The 18,188-nt window shown below is 53.1% G+C and carries 16 protein-coding genes and 1 riboswitch; of the genes, 8 read left to right on the forward strand and 8 right to left on the reverse strand.

Annotation, left to right across the window (positions count from 1 at the left end; genetic code table 11):
• Nucleotides 1–56: 56 nt before the first annotated feature.
• Nucleotides 57–157, reverse strand: a riboswitch (SAM riboswitch).
• A gap of 175 nt (nucleotides 158–332) precedes the next feature.
• The 3 genes from AC13H5_RS08025 (at nucleotide 333) to AC13H5_RS08035 (ending at nucleotide 4,580) form a co-directional block, all read left to right on the forward strand.
• Nucleotides 333–1,433 (forward strand): AI-2E family transporter, encoded by a 1,101-nt coding sequence (locus AC13H5_RS08025; protein ID WP_034777652.1) that lies wholly within the window; start codon nucleotides 333–335, stop codon nucleotides 1,431–1,433.
• A 264-nt stretch (nucleotides 1,434–1,697) separates the two neighbouring features.
• Nucleotides 1,698–2,942, forward strand: coding sequence for an MDR family MFS transporter (locus tag AC13H5_RS08030; protein ID WP_034777653.1), 1,245 nt, complete (start codon nucleotides 1,698–1,700; stop codon nucleotides 2,940–2,942).
• A gap of 144 nt (nucleotides 2,943–3,086) precedes the next feature.
• The gene (locus AC13H5_RS08035; protein ID WP_214707724.1) at nucleotides 3,087–4,580 is read left to right on the forward strand and encodes a peptide MFS transporter; all 1,494 of its coding nucleotides are present in this window, start codon (nucleotides 3,087–3,089) and stop codon (nucleotides 4,578–4,580) included.
• A gap of 49 nt (nucleotides 4,581–4,629) precedes the next feature.
• On the opposite strand, the gene AC13H5_RS08040 is transcribed toward AC13H5_RS08035, so the two are convergent.
• Complete coding sequence (locus AC13H5_RS08040; RefSeq protein ID WP_483545585.1) at nucleotides 4,630–5,925, reverse strand: glutamine synthetase family protein; 1,296 nt, start codon at nucleotides 5,923–5,925, stop codon at nucleotides 4,630–4,632.
• Nucleotides 5,926–6,117: 192 nt separating this feature from the next.
• Here AC13H5_RS08040 and AC13H5_RS08045 point away from each other — a divergent pair, with 192 nt between their 5' ends.
• Nucleotides 6,118–7,155, forward strand: a complete 1,038-nt coding sequence (locus AC13H5_RS08045; protein WP_483545586.1) for an SDR family oxidoreductase — start codon at nucleotides 6,118–6,120, stop codon at nucleotides 7,153–7,155.
• Nucleotides 7,156–7,193: 38 nt separating this feature from the next.
• On the opposite strand, the gene AC13H5_RS08050 is transcribed toward AC13H5_RS08045, so the two are convergent.
• Nucleotides 7,194–7,517 (reverse strand): YflT domain-containing protein, encoded by a 324-nt coding sequence (locus tag AC13H5_RS08050; RefSeq protein ID WP_034777657.1) that lies wholly within the window; start codon nucleotides 7,515–7,517, stop codon nucleotides 7,194–7,196.
• 104 nt (nucleotides 7,518–7,621) lie between these two features.
• A complete protein-coding gene (locus tag AC13H5_RS08055; protein ID WP_157964157.1) occupies nucleotides 7,622–7,849 on the reverse strand; it encodes a hypothetical protein in 228 nt (75 codons plus the stop codon).
• Between the two features lie 112 nt (nucleotides 7,850–7,961).
• Here AC13H5_RS08055 and AC13H5_RS08060 point away from each other — a divergent pair, with 112 nt between their 5' ends.
• Nucleotides 7,962–9,020, forward strand: coding sequence for a GTP pyrophosphokinase (locus AC13H5_RS08060; protein ID WP_200881484.1), 1,059 nt, complete (start codon nucleotides 7,962–7,964; stop codon nucleotides 9,018–9,020).
• A gap of 90 nt (nucleotides 9,021–9,110) precedes the next feature.
• A complete protein-coding gene (locus AC13H5_RS08065) occupies nucleotides 9,111–9,548 on the forward strand; it encodes a MarR family winged helix-turn-helix transcriptional regulator (RefSeq protein WP_483545587.1) in 438 nt (145 codons plus the stop codon).
• 105 nt (nucleotides 9,549–9,653) lie between these two features.
• On the opposite strand, the gene AC13H5_RS08070 is transcribed toward AC13H5_RS08065, so the two are convergent.
• The 5 genes from AC13H5_RS08070 to AC13H5_RS08090 form a co-directional block, all read right to left on the reverse strand.
• On the reverse strand, nucleotides 9,654–10,292 hold the full coding sequence (locus tag AC13H5_RS08070) for a class F sortase (RefSeq protein ID WP_353048154.1): 639 nt from the start codon (nucleotides 10,290–10,292) through the stop codon (nucleotides 9,654–9,656).
• A complete protein-coding gene (locus AC13H5_RS08075; protein WP_034777661.1) occupies nucleotides 10,240–11,037 on the reverse strand; it encodes a DUF4397 domain-containing protein in 798 nt (265 codons plus the stop codon). Before AC13H5_RS08075 ends, AC13H5_RS08070 begins: the two co-directional genes overlap by 53 nt.
• 252 nt (nucleotides 11,038–11,289) lie before the next feature.
• Nucleotides 11,290–12,003, reverse strand: coding sequence for a glycerophosphodiester phosphodiesterase (locus AC13H5_RS08080; RefSeq protein ID WP_483545588.1), 714 nt, complete (start codon nucleotides 12,001–12,003; stop codon nucleotides 11,290–11,292).
• Nucleotides 12,004–12,014: 11 nt separating this feature from the next.
• Complete coding sequence (locus AC13H5_RS08085; RefSeq protein ID WP_138859395.1) at nucleotides 12,015–13,481, reverse strand: carboxypeptidase M32; 1,467 nt, start codon at nucleotides 13,479–13,481, stop codon at nucleotides 12,015–12,017.
• Between the two features lie 66 nt (nucleotides 13,482–13,547).
• The gene (locus AC13H5_RS08090; protein ID WP_214753260.1) at nucleotides 13,548–15,080 is read right to left on the reverse strand and encodes an FAD-dependent oxidoreductase; all 1,533 of its coding nucleotides are present in this window, start codon (nucleotides 15,078–15,080) and stop codon (nucleotides 13,548–13,550) included.
• Nucleotides 15,081–15,281: 201 nt separating this feature from the next.
• On the opposite strand from AC13H5_RS08090, the gene AC13H5_RS08095 reads away from it, so the two are divergent.
• Nucleotides 15,282–16,259 (forward strand): D-alanyl-D-alanine carboxypeptidase family protein, encoded by a 978-nt coding sequence (locus tag AC13H5_RS08095; RefSeq protein WP_034777667.1) that lies wholly within the window; start codon nucleotides 15,282–15,284, stop codon nucleotides 16,257–16,259.
• A 356-nt stretch (nucleotides 16,260–16,615) separates the two neighbouring features.
• Nucleotides 16,616–18,097, forward strand: a complete 1,482-nt coding sequence (putP, locus tag AC13H5_RS08100; RefSeq protein WP_138859392.1) for a sodium/proline symporter PutP — start codon at nucleotides 16,616–16,618, stop codon at nucleotides 18,095–18,097.
• Nucleotides 18,098–18,188: the final 91 nt, after the last annotated feature.

The following is an 18,188-nucleotide window of genomic DNA, read 5'->3' on the forward strand; positions in this document are numbered from 1 at the left end:
AACACCCCTTTCCGCGGAAAGGGGTGTCGGGATACGGACGTATTCAAACAACCACCTTTCCATCTCTCAAGGTCACCTTGCTGGAATTAGCACAGTATTGGAACAATCTGTTGCTGAAGCTTCATCGGGCCAGTCCCTCCGCTTCTCTTGATAGAAAGTGTTTTTATATGCGATTTGTCTTTTTGTAATATGTCACTTAGTTAACCAAACGTTACCAATCTTGTCAATCCTTTTTCGAAAATGGGTGTGGCCTATTGAATCCCGATAAAAAAAAGGTCATAGTACAAAGTGAACACTATTCTACAAAATTTAAAAGATGAGGGGATGGACCTTTGGAATTAAATCGTCAATTGATTTGGAAGTTGAGCGTGATCGGATTGATTCTGCTCGTCCTATGGAAAGTCATCAGTGAACCGGACACGATTTCTAGTGTGTTGCACTACACGTTCCAGTTGCTGACGCCGATTATCATGGGAATTGCCATCGCGCTGCTCCTGAATACCGTCCTGTCCTATATAGAAGAACGGTTTCAATTAAAACGCTATCAAGGTTTGCTGATCGTTTATATCGTCTTCATCGGGATTCTTGTCATCTCCGCTGTGACATTGTTCCCGCGCATCTACTCGAGTGTGGCCTCACTCATCGAAGAGCTCCCGTTCTACATCCGACAGATTGACGGGTTCCTCGCCCAGTTGAACACGTACTTGAAAGAGTACAACGCGACGATCGCCCAAGCTATCGATTTCAGCCGCTTCGAGGAACGTTACTCGGGCTGGGTCGAGACCGCAGTCTTGTCGTCGGTCAGCTACGTGTCGAGCTTCACGATGACGCTCATCAATTTTTTGATTGGGATCGTCATCTCAATCTATCTGTTAAAAGACAAAGAGGTTTTTGCCCGCATGTTCAAGCGGCTGTTATATGCGATGTTCCCGGTCGCGTCGGCTAAGACGACGATCGACATCTTTCAAGAGATGGATTACATCTTCAAACGCTATATCATCGGGAAGTCGATCGACTGCCTCATCATCGGGGTGTTGGCCGTCGCCGGTCTGTTGATCATCGGGGCACCTTACGCGCTTCTACTCGGCGTCATCGTCGGCGTCTTGAATTTTATCCCGTACGTCGGTCCGCTGCTCGGGATGATTCCGGCGTTCATCATCACCTACTTCTATGACCCGTTCACGGCGCTCATCGTCCTCTTGTTCATCTTCTTGTTGCAACAATTCGACGGACTTTGGCTCGGCCCGAAGATTCTCGGCGACAGCGTTGGCATCACCCCGTTTTGGGTCATCACCTCGATCATCATCGGGGGTAGCCTGTTCGGTCTCGTCGGGATGTTCATCAGTGTACCGGTCACGGCGATGATTCAAGTCGTGTTCTCTCGGTTGATCGACTACCGGCTCAGCCGAAAGAATTTGAACGAATTATTATGACACATTGACGATTTATGTTGACACATTTCACGGAAATATCATAATCTTGAAGAGAAGACAGTCCAATGCAGAAAGGAGAGGTACCGATGTCAGTCATTCAACGCTCGCACGTCCAAGTTCATATTGACCGGCAGGCGCCTCTCCGTGATTTGAATCCGTGATGTCGCCTGCCTTCCGAGGCATGCCTAAGATCGTAGGGACGCGTATGCCTTTGAGCATGCTGCGTCCCTTTTCTTATTCTATCAACTAAAGCAGGTGACCTTAATGATTCAATCACTCAAACAGCTCGACCGTAACATTTGGATCCGCTTCCTCGGAGAGACGATCACCGGTGTCATGATGTTCATGATCGCACCGTTCCTCGTCCTCTACTATAGCGACAAGCTCGACAGTTATATCCAGGTCGGGGTCATCATGGCGACCGGACCGATCATGGCGCTCATCGGATCGGTCGTCGGTGGACGGCTCGCAGACCTGTATGGCCGCAAACCGATCATGATGGCTGCCATTCTCGGCGACGCCCTCGCCCTCGTCGGTTTCGCCTTCGCCGAAACGTTTTGGCCGCTCCTTCTCTTGAACGCCATGCTCGGTTTGACGAACTCATTGTTCCACCCGGCCGCAAGCGCGATGGTAGCCGATGTGACCGAGCCCGAACAGATGAACGAGGCGTTCGGTCTGTTGCGGATGGGGCACAATATCGGGGCTGCATTCGGCCCGCTCCTCGGGAGTGCCGTCCTCTTTATCGACCGGCAGTATATCTTCTACTCGGCCGCTCTCGTCTTCGTCTTGTACGCACTCGTCCTCGGTCGCTTCATCCGGGAGTCACTCCCAGAGACGACCGATGTCGACACGCCGTCGAACCGGGATGTCCTGCGCGTGTTCTACAATGACAAGGTGTTCCTCGTGTTCATCTTTGCCGGTGTCTTCATCTCGATGGGCTTCTCGCTCATCGAGAGCATGCTGCCCCTCTTCTTGAGAGAGTCGATGCCATCGTACACCGATCGTGAGAACCCGTTCGCCTATATGCTCGCCTTGAACGGCATCATGGTCGTGTTGTTCCAGTTCCCAATCGCTTCGAAACTCGGCCGCAAGCCGTTCGGCAACGTCATGCTCGCCGGGGCGACCATCTTCGGGGTCGGCATGATTCTGATCGCCGTCATGCCGCGTCTCCTCTATTCACTCGGGACACCGTACCTCGTTCTCGTCAGCGTCTTGCTCGCGGTGTACGCCTTCTATACGCTCGGCGAGATGATCATGTCCCCGGTCCAACAGACGTTCATCGCCTTGATCGCTCCGGAGAATATGCGCGGTGCCTACAACGGGGCCGCCAGCATCCAATGGTTGATCGGTGGGGTGACCGCACCGATCATGGCAAGCTTGTTCTTCGACCAACGCGCCGGACATATCGCGTTGATCCTCGTCGGGGCGGCCAGCTGCGTGTCGGGACTCATCTATTGGCAACTTGGACGCCGCGTCAGCGCAGCCGAAGCGAAACAAAAGACAGCTTGACTTATAAAACCACACTGAACCTAGTCGTTTAGTGTGGTTTTTGATTTCGTTCGAATATCATTAAATTTTGAATTTTTCATTCGTTTATTCTTTACAAACATAATGATTCTTTTTTATGATGATACGGTTAAGGAGGGATCTTTCATGGAAAGGATCGATAAACAGAAAATTGTGGACAGCGTGCCACAAAAAGGTTTTTTCGGACAGCCTAAAGGCTTGTTCACGCTATTCTTCACTGAGTTTTGGGAACGGTTCTCGTATTACGGGATGCGCGCCATCCTCGTGTTCTACATGTACTACGAAGTATCTGAGGGCGGTCTCGGTCTCGACCAGAATGTCGCCTTGTCAATCATGTCGGTATACGGCGCACTCGTCTACATGTCGGGGGTCATTGGGGGATGGCTCGCCGACCGTGTCTTCGGGACGTCTCGGGCCGTCTTCTTCGGCGGCGTGTTCATCATGCTCGGTCATATCGTCTTGTCGATTCCAGGCAGCCTGACGTTCTTGTTCATCTCGATGGCACTGATTGTCATCGGTACGGGCTTGTTGAAACCGAACGTTTCAAGCATCGTCGGTGACCTGTATCACGAGACGGACCGTCGTCGTGACGCCGGGTTCAGCATCTTCTATATGGGGATCAACCTCGGTGCCTTCATTTCACCTTTGATTGTCGGTGGAGTCCAAAAGAGCTACGGCTTCCATTGGGGCTTCGCACTCGCCGCGGTCGGGATGTTCATCGGTCTCGTCGTCTTCCTCGTCACGAAGAAAGGCAACCTCGGTCTTGCCGGTTCATATGTACCGAACCCGTTGACGCCGTCTGAGAAGAGAAACGCGATCAAGTATACGACGATCGCGGTCGTCCTCATCGGTGGCCTGTTGGCCGTGCTCATCCCGCAAGGTTTGTTCACGATCAACACGTTCATCGGCCTCGTCGGTGTGTTCGGGATCGCCATTCCGACGATTTACTTCATTATCATGTATCGCAGTCCGAAAACGACGGAAGTCGAACGGTCACGGATCATCGCCTACATCCCGCTCTTCATCGCCTCGGTCATGTTCTGGGCGATTCAAGAGCAAGGGGCGACGATTTTGGCCAGCTATGCCGATAAGCGGACCGATCTTGAATTTTTAGGGATCACGCTGTCACCGGCCTGGTTCCAGTCGCTCAACCCGCTGTTCATCATCATGCTCGCACCGGTGTTCGCATGGCTTTGGGTCCGACTCGGTGACCGTGAGCCGAGCATCCCGACGAAGTTCGCGTTCGGGATCTTGTTCGCAGGGTTAAGTTTCTTGGTGATCTTGCTCCCGGCCTATTTCGGAGGCCCGGACACGCTCGTCAACCCGCTCTGGCTCGTCCTTAGCTACTTCATCGTCGTGCTCGGTGAGCTCAGCCTGTCGCCGGTCGGTCTGTCGGCGACGACGAAACTCGCCCCGGCCGCTTTCTCGGCCCAGACGATGTCGCTCTGGTTCTTGTCGAACGCTGCGGCGCAAGGGATCAACGCTCAGCTCGTCCGTTTCTATTCACCGGAGAACGAGATGCTCTACTTCGGGATTATCGGTGGCGCGGCCATCGTGCTCAGTCTGATCCTGTTCGCACTCGCCCCGGTCATCAAAAAGTATATGCGCGGCATTCATTAAGCGTAAAAGCCCATTCCTCGGCCGAGGAATGGGCTTTTGTATGCTTTGCTTATTTACGGACTTGGATGAGCGACAAATAGCGGTCGATCAAGTCATGGTTGAAGTAATCGTGGAACCGGTCCGACTTGAGCGATTGGATCGACTCATGGAAGGTCGCCGGGAGTGACGAGATGCCTTGACTCTCGATTTGTTTGGCCGAGTACTCAAACAAGTCGTCCTCGTTCGGTGATGACGGCTCAAGCTGTTGCTCGATCCCTTCGAGTCCAGCGTAAATCAGGGCCGCGAGGGCGAGATATGGGTTGGCGCTCGGGTCTGGGTTACGGACTTCGACGCGTGTCGCACTGCCGCGTGACGCCGGGATTCGAATCATCGAACTGCGGTTCGACGGGCTCCAACAGATGTTGACCGGTGCCTCGAAGCCTGGAACGAGACGTTCATATGATTCTGGGAGCGGGTTCGTGAAGATGGCCGTCGCACGGGCATGCTTCAAGATGCCTTCGATGAAATGACGGGCTGTGATCGACAGGCCGTAATCCGACTCCGGCTCTTCGAACGCGTTGACCGTCGGATTGCTGTCCTTGTCGTTCTTCCAGACCGAGATGTTGAGGTGCATCCCCGAACCGTTCACGTCGCGGAGCGGTTTCGGCAAGAATGACACTTTCGCGTTTTTCTCTTGGGCTGCCAACGTGACGATTTCTTTGAAGAACTGGATGTTGTCGGCCGTATGCAACGCGTCATCGTACTTGATGCCGATCTCGTGCTGGGCCGGTGCCACTTCATGGTGGACCGCTTCGATGTTGAAGCCGACATCGCTCAACCGGTTGGCGATATGTTGACGTACCTCATAGCCTTTGTCTTCCGAACGTGTCGAGAAGTATCCGGCCTCGTCATAGAACTCTCCGTTTTCGTCGAAGATAAAGAATTCCGGCTCGGCGCCGACGAAGATCGAGTATCCGTCACGAGCAGCGCGCTCGAGGGCATCCTTCAAGACGTTGCGCGGGTCGAACTCATACCGTTCCCCGTCTGGCGTGCAGACGTCACAGAAGAACGCGAGGATGCTCTCGTCCCCGTCCTGTTCGTAGCGTGGACGATCTAAATCCGGTCTCAAGAATAGGTCTGAGTTTTTGATGGAAGAAAAACCAGCGATGGATGAACCGTCAAACATCGTCTTCCCTTCAAAAACTTCCGGCAACAATTTTGCAGAGAGAGTCAATAGCTTCAAGTCTCCAAGCACGTCGGAGAAGTACATATGGATCTGAGTGATCCCTTTCTCCTGAACCGTTTTTTCAATCTCTTCTTGCTTCTTCCTGTTGCCATCCTTGTCAGTTCCGAATAGATTAGCCATGATTCTAAAAAACCTCACTTAAGTTATTTGACAGATCAACACTGTCATGACGTACCTTGCGTACGCTTCTCCTTAAGTCATAACCCACTTTAAAAAATGTTAAACCCCTAATTTGAAACATCAGGCTGAAAGTGGCTCATTCCGCCGTCGCTTGTTATGATGGGGAGAGACTGAAAAGAGAGGAAGAACGCTGTGAACATTTTTATGACCGGTGCGACCGGATTTTTAGGAGGGCGGCTCGCCCGCGAGTTGATTCATCGAGGCCACACGTTATGTGTCCTCGCCCGCACGCCTGAAAAAGTGGAGGCGATGTTCTCGCAGGACGAACGCCGCTCGATGACAGTGCTGGCTGGGGATTTGACGGCCCCGTTCCTTGGAGCGGACGATGAGTTTATCAAAAAACATGAGCGGAGCTTCGACTTGGTACTCCACATGGCCGCGCTCGTCAAATTCGACGAGGAGCTCCGCGATGAGCTGTTCGAGACGAACTTGACGGGGACTCAGCAATCGCTCAACCTCGCGAAAGCTTTGCACTGCCCCCGCTTTTTCCACGTCAGTACGGCCTATACGCTCGGCGCACGCGAGATCGGAGATGAGACGTTGTATGCGACCGATCAGACGTTCCATAACCCGTACGAGGAGAGCAAGGCCCATGCCGAACAAGCCGTTTGGGAAGCCCGGCATGACCTGGCCGTCTCCATTTTCCGGCCCGCCATCATCGTCGGTGACTCGAAGACCGGCGAAGCCGATTCGAAGTTCACGATGTACGGCTATATGCGGGCCCTGGAAGTGTTCAAGCGTCGACTCGAACGCAAAGGCGCGCCTGTCGGCCCGATCCGACTCCTCGGCTCTGAGACGGGCACGTCGAACCTCGTCCCGGTCGACTATGTCGCCGACGTGCTGCTCGCGGCCATCGAACACGCCAAGCCGGATACCATCTATAACGTGACGAACGATGCCCCGCCGCGTAACGAGACGATGCTCGAATATATGAAGCAGGCGCTCGAATTCCCGCATTTGAAAATCACCGAGACGGCGACGTCCTCATTGAGCAACGTCGAGCAGACGTTCAACGAGATGGTAAAAGTATTCAACCCGTACTTGAACCGCAACATCTCATTCCAGGATGCGAACACGAAACGCCTGTTGCAGGACGCCGGGTTTAAACCGCTCGATTTGAATGAGCGCTCGCTGCGCCGGATCGTGAACGCCTATTACGAGACGAAATGACAACAGCCGGGACTGATCCGTATCAGTTCCGGCTGTTTTTATGATTTGTCGCAAACGAGGACGATCTTCCCGGCTTGGATTTCACTTTCGAGTGACTCGACCATCTCTTTCGTCAGACCGAGGCTCTCGAGCTGATCGATGCGGTCATCCGAGTTTTTCGTGAACTTCGACATGAGTGATTCCCACAATCCTTTTTCAGTGATGCGGTATGGTTGTACACCTGCTTCTGCGGCAAGACGCACCGTCAATTCTTCATCTTTGGCAAATAAGTAAATGTTCTCGTTGACACATCCGCCTGACACCATTCCATTCACTTCATGGTCGACCGAGGTCATATCCCGCACGATTCTTGTTTCTAACATATTCATCCTCCTAAACGTCCGCTGTTCTAAAATCGAATAATATACTATTCCCGAAAAATGAGTCGTAAAACCCATTTTCCGTCAGCGATTTGAAAAAGAGGGACTCAAGAAAACGTGGCGGTCCAGTCATCGATTCCAAAATGATCGACGATGCCTTGGATTCGTGCCCGTTCCTCCGGTTCAGACGAGACCCCTTCACGGCTGAGACGGACGATATTGACCCCGGTCTGCCAATCGATCTTCCCCGCCCGATAACCGGCCTGTTGCAACAGGCCGGCGACGATCTCGAGCTTCTCGCGCTCCATCGATTTCAATGTATGGCTCACTCTCACATGCGACACTCCTTCCCGTTCCAAGCCGTATTGTATCATAGGGACGGCAGACAGGTGCGACAGCGATTTCAATGATGCTATACTACTTATAATGAGACAAGGAGTGATGTAGATGCCGAGACAGGATATGAATACGATCATGCTCGACTATATGAATGAGAAAGAGGATTACGAGGCGTTCGCCGCCAAACTGAAGTCGCTTCTCAGTGAACTATTGAATGACGCCGGGATTCAGTTCCACTCGATCGTCGCCCGGGCCAAGGAAGCGGAGAGTCTATATGCCAAACTGTCCCGCAAACCGTACCAATACCGGTCATTGCGCGACGTCCAAGACTTGGCGGGGATTCGGATCGTGACCTATTTCCATGACGACGTCCGGGCCGTGGCCCAAATCCTTGAGGACGAGTTCCGAATCGACCGTGAACAGTCGATTGATAAATCCACCCTGCTCGACCCGAACGAGTTCGGCTACCTCTCGGTCCATTACGTCGTCGGTTTGAGTGACAAGCGGCTCGCTCTCGGGGAGTATCGCCGCTTCGAGGAGAAAGAGGCCGAGATTCAAGTCCGGTCCATCTTGCAACACGCCTGGGCCGAGATTGAGCACGACCTAGGCTATAAAAACCCGAACGCCGTCCCGCCGGAGATCAAACGCAGCTTCAGCCGTGTCGCGGGACTGCTCGAAATCGCTGATTCCGAGTTCGTCAACATCCGCAAGCAGCTGCGGACGTTCGAGCAGGAGACGGTCGAACGGATTGTCGAGTCACCGGACAAAGTGAGCATCACCCGGGACAACTTGAACTATTATATCGCCAATGACGTCACTGTCGAGAAGCTTGATAATGCCATCTTCCAGAGCGACTGGTTGCTCGACACCGACCTGTCGACGATCATCGAATTGACGCGCATGTTCCATTATGCCGAGATTCGCACGTTCCAGGACTTGAGTGACACACTCGATCGTTACTTCAACCGGGCCATCCAATGTGCGACGCTCTTACCGTCGTCATTATTGCCGCGGCAAGGGATGGGTGTCGTTTACGCAGTCCTTGCCAAGCTGCTCGCCGAAGGGGATGACCAGCAGATCGAGTTCTTCTTCCGCCGCTTCTATCCGGACTTGAAACATTACGATGAAGTCATCCAAGAACTTCGCATCCGTGAAGAGCCATCATAACTTTACAGACTTCATGTTTTTGTTGTAGAATGTTTTTATGTTCTGAAATATATGCAAATAATGATATTTACCTAGGAGGTACGCTTGAGGATGACAACGCCTGTACAAACAGCATCCCGCCGTCAGCTCGTCGCTGATGCTGAGCGAGGGATTCGCATGAACTATCGCGGAGTGAAGAAAAACCTCCGGTCGATGTTCTCTCAATACTTGACGCGCAACGAATTCTTCATCCTTCGTTCGCTTTGTCAAAATAGTCCTCAAATCGCCTCGGCCTTATCGAACGAGTTTCAGTTCTCGGCTTCGATGATCACGGCCCTCGCAGATGAGCTCACGAAAAAAGGATTGATCTCACGCGAACGTAGCGAACGCGACCGTCGCGTCGTCGAGTTACAGGCGACCGAGGAAGGTCGTTCCTTGTTCGAGACGTTAGAAGATATGAAAATCGAGTACTTGATGGACGTGTTCGAAGACTTTTCAGATGACGAATTGATTCTTCTGTCCAAATTGCTTGATCGAATGGACGCATAAAAACGACTGGGCCCGATTCATTTCGGCCGCAGTCGTTTTTCTTGTGTCGTCCTACAAACGAAAAACCCTCGATCAGTGCAGTTGCCTTGATCGAGGGTTTTTCGTTTATGCTTTGGCGATTGCCGTGACGACGATCCGGTCACGATATCCGTGTTCCGGGTCATACGGACCCGCACATGTGATGAGCTGAAGCCGTGTCGCTTGGGTCGCCGCAAAGATCGAGGCGAGCGGAACGTCTTCGAGTCGGTACCGTTCGACGGAGACGACTTCATATTCGATCACCTTTTTGCTACGCTGGAGCGTCACCGATTCTCCGAGGCGCAGTTCGCCAAGGTTTGCGAAGATGGCCGGTCCGCGAAGGTCATCGAGATGACCGGATAGTACGACGTTACCCGTCGCACCCGCTTTGGCCCCGTAACGATACCATCCGACCTCATCAGCGTCTGTCGGCGTATCCATCCGGTCGAGTCGGTCTTTCCCGACCGGTTGGATGACGGCATCGACATCAATTGACGGAATCTTCAGTCGTTTTGGGACGAACGTATCTGTGTGAAAAGATTGACGATCGATCTCGGTCGCTGACAGGACGAGCGGGTCGGCGAAACCGACGGTCGTCAGTTTCGAGTCCGCGTCCGGTGCGTCCGCGCCCGGTGCGATCATAAGGAACGATAGCGTTCCAATCAAGAGAAGCTTAAGCGTCTTGCTTCTGACGACGAAAGACGTAGAAGCCAGCTGCTGCTGCACCAAGGACCGCTGCTGCGAGCAACCAGTTCATTGATGCTGTCTGAGCGAGACCGCCTTGTCCTGTTTCTGGAGCTCCGGCCATTTCACCGCCGTCTGCTGCAAGGAGGACTTCAAACGCTGGTTCGCCTTCAAGGAGTCCGATGGCGAACGCCGTATAGTTTTTGCCGCCTTCGAGGGCAACACCGTCGAGCGCCTTCACGACGTCAGTCGCGCCGGCCGGACGAACTTCGAGGTCATACGTGCCAGCGTCGAGTGTGCCATAGTCGCTGACTGCTTTGAACTCAAGGTTCGAGAAGAGCGGGTCGCCACCTTTAGGGGCTACATCGACTGCCGGTGCGTCAGGTGAGAAGTGAGCGACACGGACTTTCGATTTTCCGTCTTCAAAGTTCGCATCGTCTTCCATTGCTGCGATCTCGATGTTTTCAAGTTGGCCGATTGCTGCCGCTGTGTAGAACTTGCCTGCTTCGATCGAGAGGTCTGCCGCAACGACGACCGTCTCGGCATCACCTGCCGGCTTGATCTCAACATTGTAATCTCCAGCCGGGAGTGTCAAATAGTCGGTGAGCGCTTTGAACTCTGCGCCTTCGACTGCGACTTCACCGTTGACGTAGACATCTACCGCCGGTGCATCAGGTGAAGCATGGAGTACACGTACCATCGCGTTCTCGTGTCCATCCGCACTGACCGGTACGATGAGTGCAAACGCCAAGGCGAGTGTACCAAGTAAAGACATCAATTTCTTCATGTGAAATTTCCTCCTTTTTCTGCTTGGGTTGACCGATTGACTGCGTACGACAAGTTTGATGCGTGCTGCAAAGTATGCTACATCTGATTGCTATGTAGCTGGTGACATCTTAAATTTAAGACAACGGAGCAACGGCGTAAAGGTGACGGTGTGCTCTGAATATGCCGCTGGGCACATCGAGAAGAAACCGCTTTCTTTACATTACCCACACTTCCCCTTCACCTTAATTTAAAAACCCCGCAACGCGTAACGTTACGGGGTTGAATGTGCTTTGGCCCAGTCGATGTCGTTTACGAACACCGCATCGACCCCGAGCCGGCGAAACCGTTCGAGGTCATGCACCGTCTTGACGGTATAGGGACGCACGGCGAGCCCTTTTGTTTGAAGCTGTAGGATTTCCTCATCGGTCATCGTCCGGACGTTCGGATGCACGGCGATCGCCCCGACCTTCGCACAGTACGCCACAAGGTCATAGAGAGGTTGGGCCAAGAGCACCGCACACTCGATGTCTGGCGCCAACCGTTTCAAACGTTTGAGCGTCGCATGATTGAATGAAGAGAACACGACTTGTTCAACAGGGACACGTCGGTTACGGATTGTATCGACCAGGCGCTGCTCAATCCCGGCATACCGTTCGATATCGGTCTTGACCTCGAGGTTCAGTACCACCGACGTCCCTTGACACAAATCGAACAGTTCATCTAGCGTCGGAATCTGCTCGTGGACCGCGAACGTGACGCCCGCATTGACCGCTCTCAGTTCTGATAGCGTCATATCGGCGATCCGCCCTTGACCATCTGTCGTCCGATCGATCGTCTCGTCATGGATGAGGACGAGACGTCCATCTTTCGTCATATGAACGTCCGCTTCAATCCCATCTGCCCCGGCCTCGAGTGCAGCCCGGAACGCTGTCATCGTATTTTCGGGATGGCGGTCCATCACTCCTCGATGCGCGAAGAATCTCATCTGTATTCGCCTCAGTTCGTTTTATATTTGCTCGTCAAGTAGCGGACGAGCGGACGTACCGAGATGTCTTCCCCGGTCACTTGTTTGATCAATTCGTTCGGGGTGAGCGCCTTCCCATGACGATGGACATTGTCTTCGAGCCACTGTTTGATCGGGCCGAACTCGCCACTGCTGACGAGCGATTCAAACTCTGGATGGGCATCACGAAGCGCCTCTGTCAATTGGGCGGCATAGACCAAGCCGAGTGCATAGCTTGGGAAGTAACCGAATGAACCGCCGGCCCAGTGCACGTCTTGCAGGACGCCTTTCGCATCACTTGGGACATCGACACCGAGATATTCCTTATACAGCGCGTTCCATGCCTCTGGTAATTCCTCGACCGAAAGATCGCCTTGGATCAGTTTCTTTTCGAGCTCATAGCGGATGATGATGTGCAGACTATACGTCAACTCGTCCGCTTCGATTCGAATGAGAGAGGGTTTCGCCTCGTTCACCCCGGCATAAAACGTTTCGAAAGAAACGTCCTGAAGCGCAGGGTGTTCTGTTTGAAGACGCGGATAGACGCTCTTCAGGAACGCTTCGCTTCGCCCGACAAAATTCTCGAAAAAGAGCGACTGTGATTCATGGATTCCCATCGAGGCCCCGCCTCCGAGCCCGAGCTCGTCGAGTTCCGAGTCGATTTGTTGCTCATACGTGGCATGGCCCGCTTCGTGCATCGTCCCGAACAAGGCGTTGCGGAAGTCGGCCTCGTCATATTTTGTCGTAATGCGCACGTCGCGCCGGTTGATCGTAATCTCGAACGGATGGACCGTCGCGTCGAGTCGGCCCCGTGTCAAATCGTAGTCGACGACACGCATCCAATCCTCGCACAACCGCTGTTGGACCGACTTGTCCATCGCCCAGTCGAGTCCTTGTACAGGTTCCGGCAATTCGCGGATGAGCGGGACGAGTTCGTCCCGGAGCGTCTGGAACAACGCATCGAGCTGTTCGACCGTCATGCCAGGTTCATAGTCGTACAGCAAAGCATCATACGGGTGAGACTCGTAGCCGAAATACTCGGCGAACTTGCGTTGGAACCCGATGATCTTCTCGAGATATGGGGCGAACATGTGCCAGTCATCCTGGTCCTTCGCTTTCTCCCATGCCGTCTCGGCTTCAGAGACGAGCGTCACGTACGCCTGATATTCCGATGAAGGGATTTTAGCGTTCCGCTCATACTGCGTCTTGGCGACGGCGACCGATCGGACTTCAATCGGCGTCAATTCCTCGGTCTCGGTCATTTGCGCGAGCAAGTCTTTGAACGACTCGCTCGTCTGGCGCTTGAACGCCTCAGTCGACAGATAGCCGATCGTCTCGGCCCGAAGCGGTGCCGATTGTTCCGGCATCTGGGTGCGCATGTCCCAGTATAGTAAAGAAATCGCCTCATCGAAGGCACGCAATTGTTTGAAATGGTCACGCCACTGCTTTGTTAGTTCCATTCTGATTCCACCCCTATGACAGTTATATCGTTACTTCTTTACTTTAATATAGACGAAGGAAGTTGCCTATTCTTTCGACACATCGGTTTTCTGCTCATATGAGAGCGGCTTCGTCGCCGGTCCCTCCAACACGTTCCCTTTCGTATCGAACCGTGACCCGTGGCAAGGGCAATCCCACGAGCGTTCGGCGTCGTTCCAATTGACCGTGCAGCCCATATGCGTGCACCGTGTCGAGACGAGATGGCATTCGTTGTCGAGGTCGCGATAGGCGCCGACCTTCTTGCCGTCGACTTGGACGATGCCTCCCTCGTCCAGCTGCAGGTCGTCGAGCGTACCCGGTTTCTCGAGTGAACCTTTGACGAACTGGGTCGCCGTGTCGAGGTTCGTTTTCAAGAACTGACCGACATCCGCCGGCTTGAACTTGGAACGAAGTGGATTTAATAGTTCTCGGAAGCGATTGTCCTGACCGGTCAACAGATCAGCCAAGAGGAGCCCCGAGGCGATCCCGTTCGTCATCCCCCACTTGGCGAATCCCGTCGCGACGAACACATCCGGCTCCCGGCTAAACATCTGTCCGACATAGGGGAGATGGTCCAGTGTGATCAAGTCTTGTGAGGACCAACGGAAGCTGGCCTTCTTCGTTTCGAACGCGTCATGGGCGAACCGGTCGAGCCGGTTATAACGCGAGCGCGTCTCCGTCACGTGACCACTCAAGTGACCCTCCCCTCCGACGAGCATGTACGTCTTCTCCCCTTCCTGGAACGTACGGAACGACCGACTCGGTGAATCGACGCTCAAATACATCCCCTCAGGTACGCTTTGCTCGGTCTCGCAAGCGACGATATAAGAGCGTTCGACCTCGAACTTCGAGAAATAAAGTCCCCGGATATCATTGAACGGGTAATGGGTGGCGACGACGACTTGGTTCGCCTGGACCCGCCGCCCCGTCGATGTCGTGACGATTGGTCGGGGTCCGGAGCTGATCTCAGTCGCCCGCGTCTTCTCATGGAGTCGACCGCCCGCCTCAACGAAACGAACGGCTAGCTCGTTCAAGTACTTGACCGGGTGGAATTGGCCTTGGTCCCGGATGACAAGGGCCTGTTTCACTTGGAGCGGGAGCGCGGCATTCACTTCCTCCGTCGCGTCCCCGCCTGCGAGGTCGAGCTGCTCATATGCCTCCCGTTCGGCGACGAGTTGGCTCGATCCGTCGATAGAATATAAGTAAGAATCTTTCGTCTCGTAATCGATGTCGAAACCGTCCGCGACCTGGTCCTGCAAATAGCGAAGGGCCTCTTGATTGAACTCATAATAAAGCCGGGCCGTCTCATGATTGAACGTTCGAATCAATTTGGAGTAAACGGTCCCGTGCTGCACGGAACATTTCGCCGTCGTATGACCGGTCGTCCCCCGTCCGACCTCGGCCGCCTCGAGCAGGACGACTTGTTTACCGCGTCGCTGTAGTTCGTAGGCTGTCACGAGCCCGGCGATGCCCGCTCCAATGACGACGACGTCACATGAGACCGAGCTTTCTAACTTTGGATACGGGACGGTCTCGTCGTGTTGACGCCACAGGGAATTGGTGAATGGATAACGATGCATGAAGGTGCCTCCTTTAGTGGGTTGAGTGTCTGTTATTGTGTATACCCATTCCACTTCATTTCATACGCGTCAATTATTGACCTGATTCTTTATTTTGATGACGATTTCAAGAGGCTCCATCCATTATGGTAGAAAAGTAAACAATGAAGGAGCGATTACATAGTGAAACGAAACCGCAGACACCGTAGAAAGACGTACATCATGAGGCGATTGACCGTCGGCCTCGCCCTGATCGGACTACTCGCCATCATCCCTGCCCTAATCGGCTTCAAGCAAGACTCAGAACCAAAAGCAGAACCATCCGCTCCGGTAGCCGTCCCCGTCAAATCCGGACCGACTTTCCCGGAGATTCCAATCAAGGAATGGACACATCAACCGATTGCAGCAGCCGAGACACCGGATCTGCTCGTCGGGTCGATGGCGTTCGTCAATTTGACGGACGGTCAGATTTTAGTAGATAAAAACGCATCGGAACGCGTCTTTCCTGCCAGTACGACAAAACTGATGACTGCCCTCCTCGCTTATGAGACGGCAGTCGACAAAGATGAGCTCGACAAAGACGTCGTCACCGTAAAACAGTCGACGCTCGATATCCCGTGGGACAGTCACATCGTCCATCTCGCAGTCGGTGACCGGCTCACCGTCCGCCAGGCGCTCTATGCGACGTTGCTCGAGTCGGGGAATGACGCCGCCAATAGCCTCGCCGAATACGTAAGCGGTTCGACATCCGAATTCGTCGACTTGATGAACGCCCGTTCGAAAGTACTCGGGTTGACCGGGACCCAATTTCGGAATGCGCACGGCTACTCCGACCCGGAACACTTTACGACTGCACTCGACATGGCTAAAATCACCTACGCGTTCGGCACGTATCCAGAGCTAGTCGACATCGCCGGGACGTACGAATACGAGGCGAAGTTTGTCGATCAGGCCGGAGATTTGAAACGACGTTGGTGGTATCACCTGGGGTCGGCCATCAACGAGCGGAGCATCCACTATTCGAAGCTCGTCACAGCAACGAAAACCGGATATACGGACGAATCAGGCTACACGATGGTGTTCTTGATGGAACGCGACGGCAAACAATACGCTTTGGTAACCATGCAAGCTAAATCGGGACAGACGTTCCCGACGATGCGTACGGTTGAACAGATTGCTTTTGGCATTACTCATGAATAAATGGACATCAACCACCCGCTCTTCCCTGTACAGGGAAGAGCGGGTGGTTGCGTTAAAACATCAGAAATTAGACGAGTTATATGACAAACAGATGACACAGGAATAACACCCACATGACTAATTGTCAGAATATTTAAACTTTAATCATGAAAAATATAGCCCTTATCCATTGATACAATGCGCTTTAGAGCCATTTTTATGAAAAGATGACAGTTTGCAATGATTGAGTAGGTCCGTTATGGTTAGTCACAAGTTCGCCGAGTCACTCAAGTTTGACGCATTTGTGTGAGATTCACACATGATTGAACTACGATTGATAAAACGACAACAATTGAACACGTACAGGAGGTAATCAAATGTTATGGCAAGAATGGGTATCCATCGCGCTTTATCTCGTGATGATGCTCCTCATCGGATACGTCGCCTATAAGCGAACGACCGATTCATCAGATTATATGTTAGGTGGCCGTAAAATGGGGCCAGGTGTTACCGCCATGTCAGCCGGAGCTTCGGATATGAGTGGTTGGATGTTAATGGGACTTCCGGGCGCAATGTACGCCACGGGATTATCAGCGATTTGGTTAGCCGTTGGATTGGTCATCGGAGCTTACTTGAACTACTTGTTAGTCGCTCCCCGTCTACGCGTCTTCACGGAGATGGCAAATGACTCGATCACGATTCCTGACTTTTTAGAGAATCGGTTCCGAGATCACTCGAACTGGCTACGGATCCTGTCTGCATCCGTTATCATCATCTTCTTCACGTTCTACACGTCAGCCGGACTTGTGTCTGGCGGGAAGTTGTTCGCAAGCTCGTTCGGGCTTGACTATCAGATGGGCGTCATCGTGACGATTAGCGTCGTCATTCTTTATACGCTCTTCGGTGGCTTCACAGCCGTCAGTTGGACAGACTTTGCACAAGGTGTCATCATGTTCCTTGCGCTCGTCCTCGTCCCAATCGTCGCTTTGACAGACGTCGGTGGTGTTTCAAACGCCGTCAACACGGCCACGACGCTCAACACGGATTTGTTCGACCTCTTTAAAGGGACGTCGACGCTCGGGATTATCGGTCTCCTCGCTTGGGGACTTGGTTACTTCGGTCAACCGCACATCATCGTCCGCTTTATGGCGATCCGTGATGTGAAATCATTGAAGACGGCACGCCGTATCGGTATGGGCTGGATGACAGTCTCGATCATCGGTGCCGTTATGACAGGTCTCGTCGGAATCGCCTACTTCCGTGGTCAAGGGAATGCCCTGGCTGACCCGGAAACGGTGTTCATCCGCTTCTCAGAAGTATTGTTCCACCCGTTCATCACTGGATTCTTGCTCGCTGCGATTCTAGCGGCGGTCATGTCGACCGTATCGTCACAGCTTCTCGTGACATCGTCAGCGTTGACAGAAGACTTCTATCGCAAGTTCTTCAATAAAGAAGCAAGTGAGAAGACGATGGTTCTCGCCGGTCGAATCGGTGTTTTAACGGTCGGAGTTGTCGCGACTCTCATGTCGCTCAGCCCGTCGAACACGATTTTGACGCTCGTCGGCTATGCGTGGGCAGGCTTCGGCTCAGCCTTTGGTCCAGCGATTCTCTTGTCGCTCTATTGGAACAAGATGACGCGTCAAGGTGCCCTCGCCGGTATCCTCGTCGGTGCCATCACGGTCATCCTTTGGATCGTGACTGGACTCTCGAGCGTGATTTATGAGATGGTGCCAGGCTTCTTCCTCAGTATGCTTGCCATCGTTCTCGTCAGCACGTTCACGAGCCAACGTGAACAAAAACGAATCAACCGTGAATTCAGTGAAATGGAAGCTGAACTCGCCGTTGCGAAAAAAGAATAACATCAATCAAAAACGCGGGCCGAACGGCTCGCGTTTTTTTGTTGCGCACGGTCACGTATCTTTACTCTAACTCGGCTTGTATTATAGATCA

The organism is Exiguobacterium sp. FD-YE-25-4, from assembly GCF_057004685.1.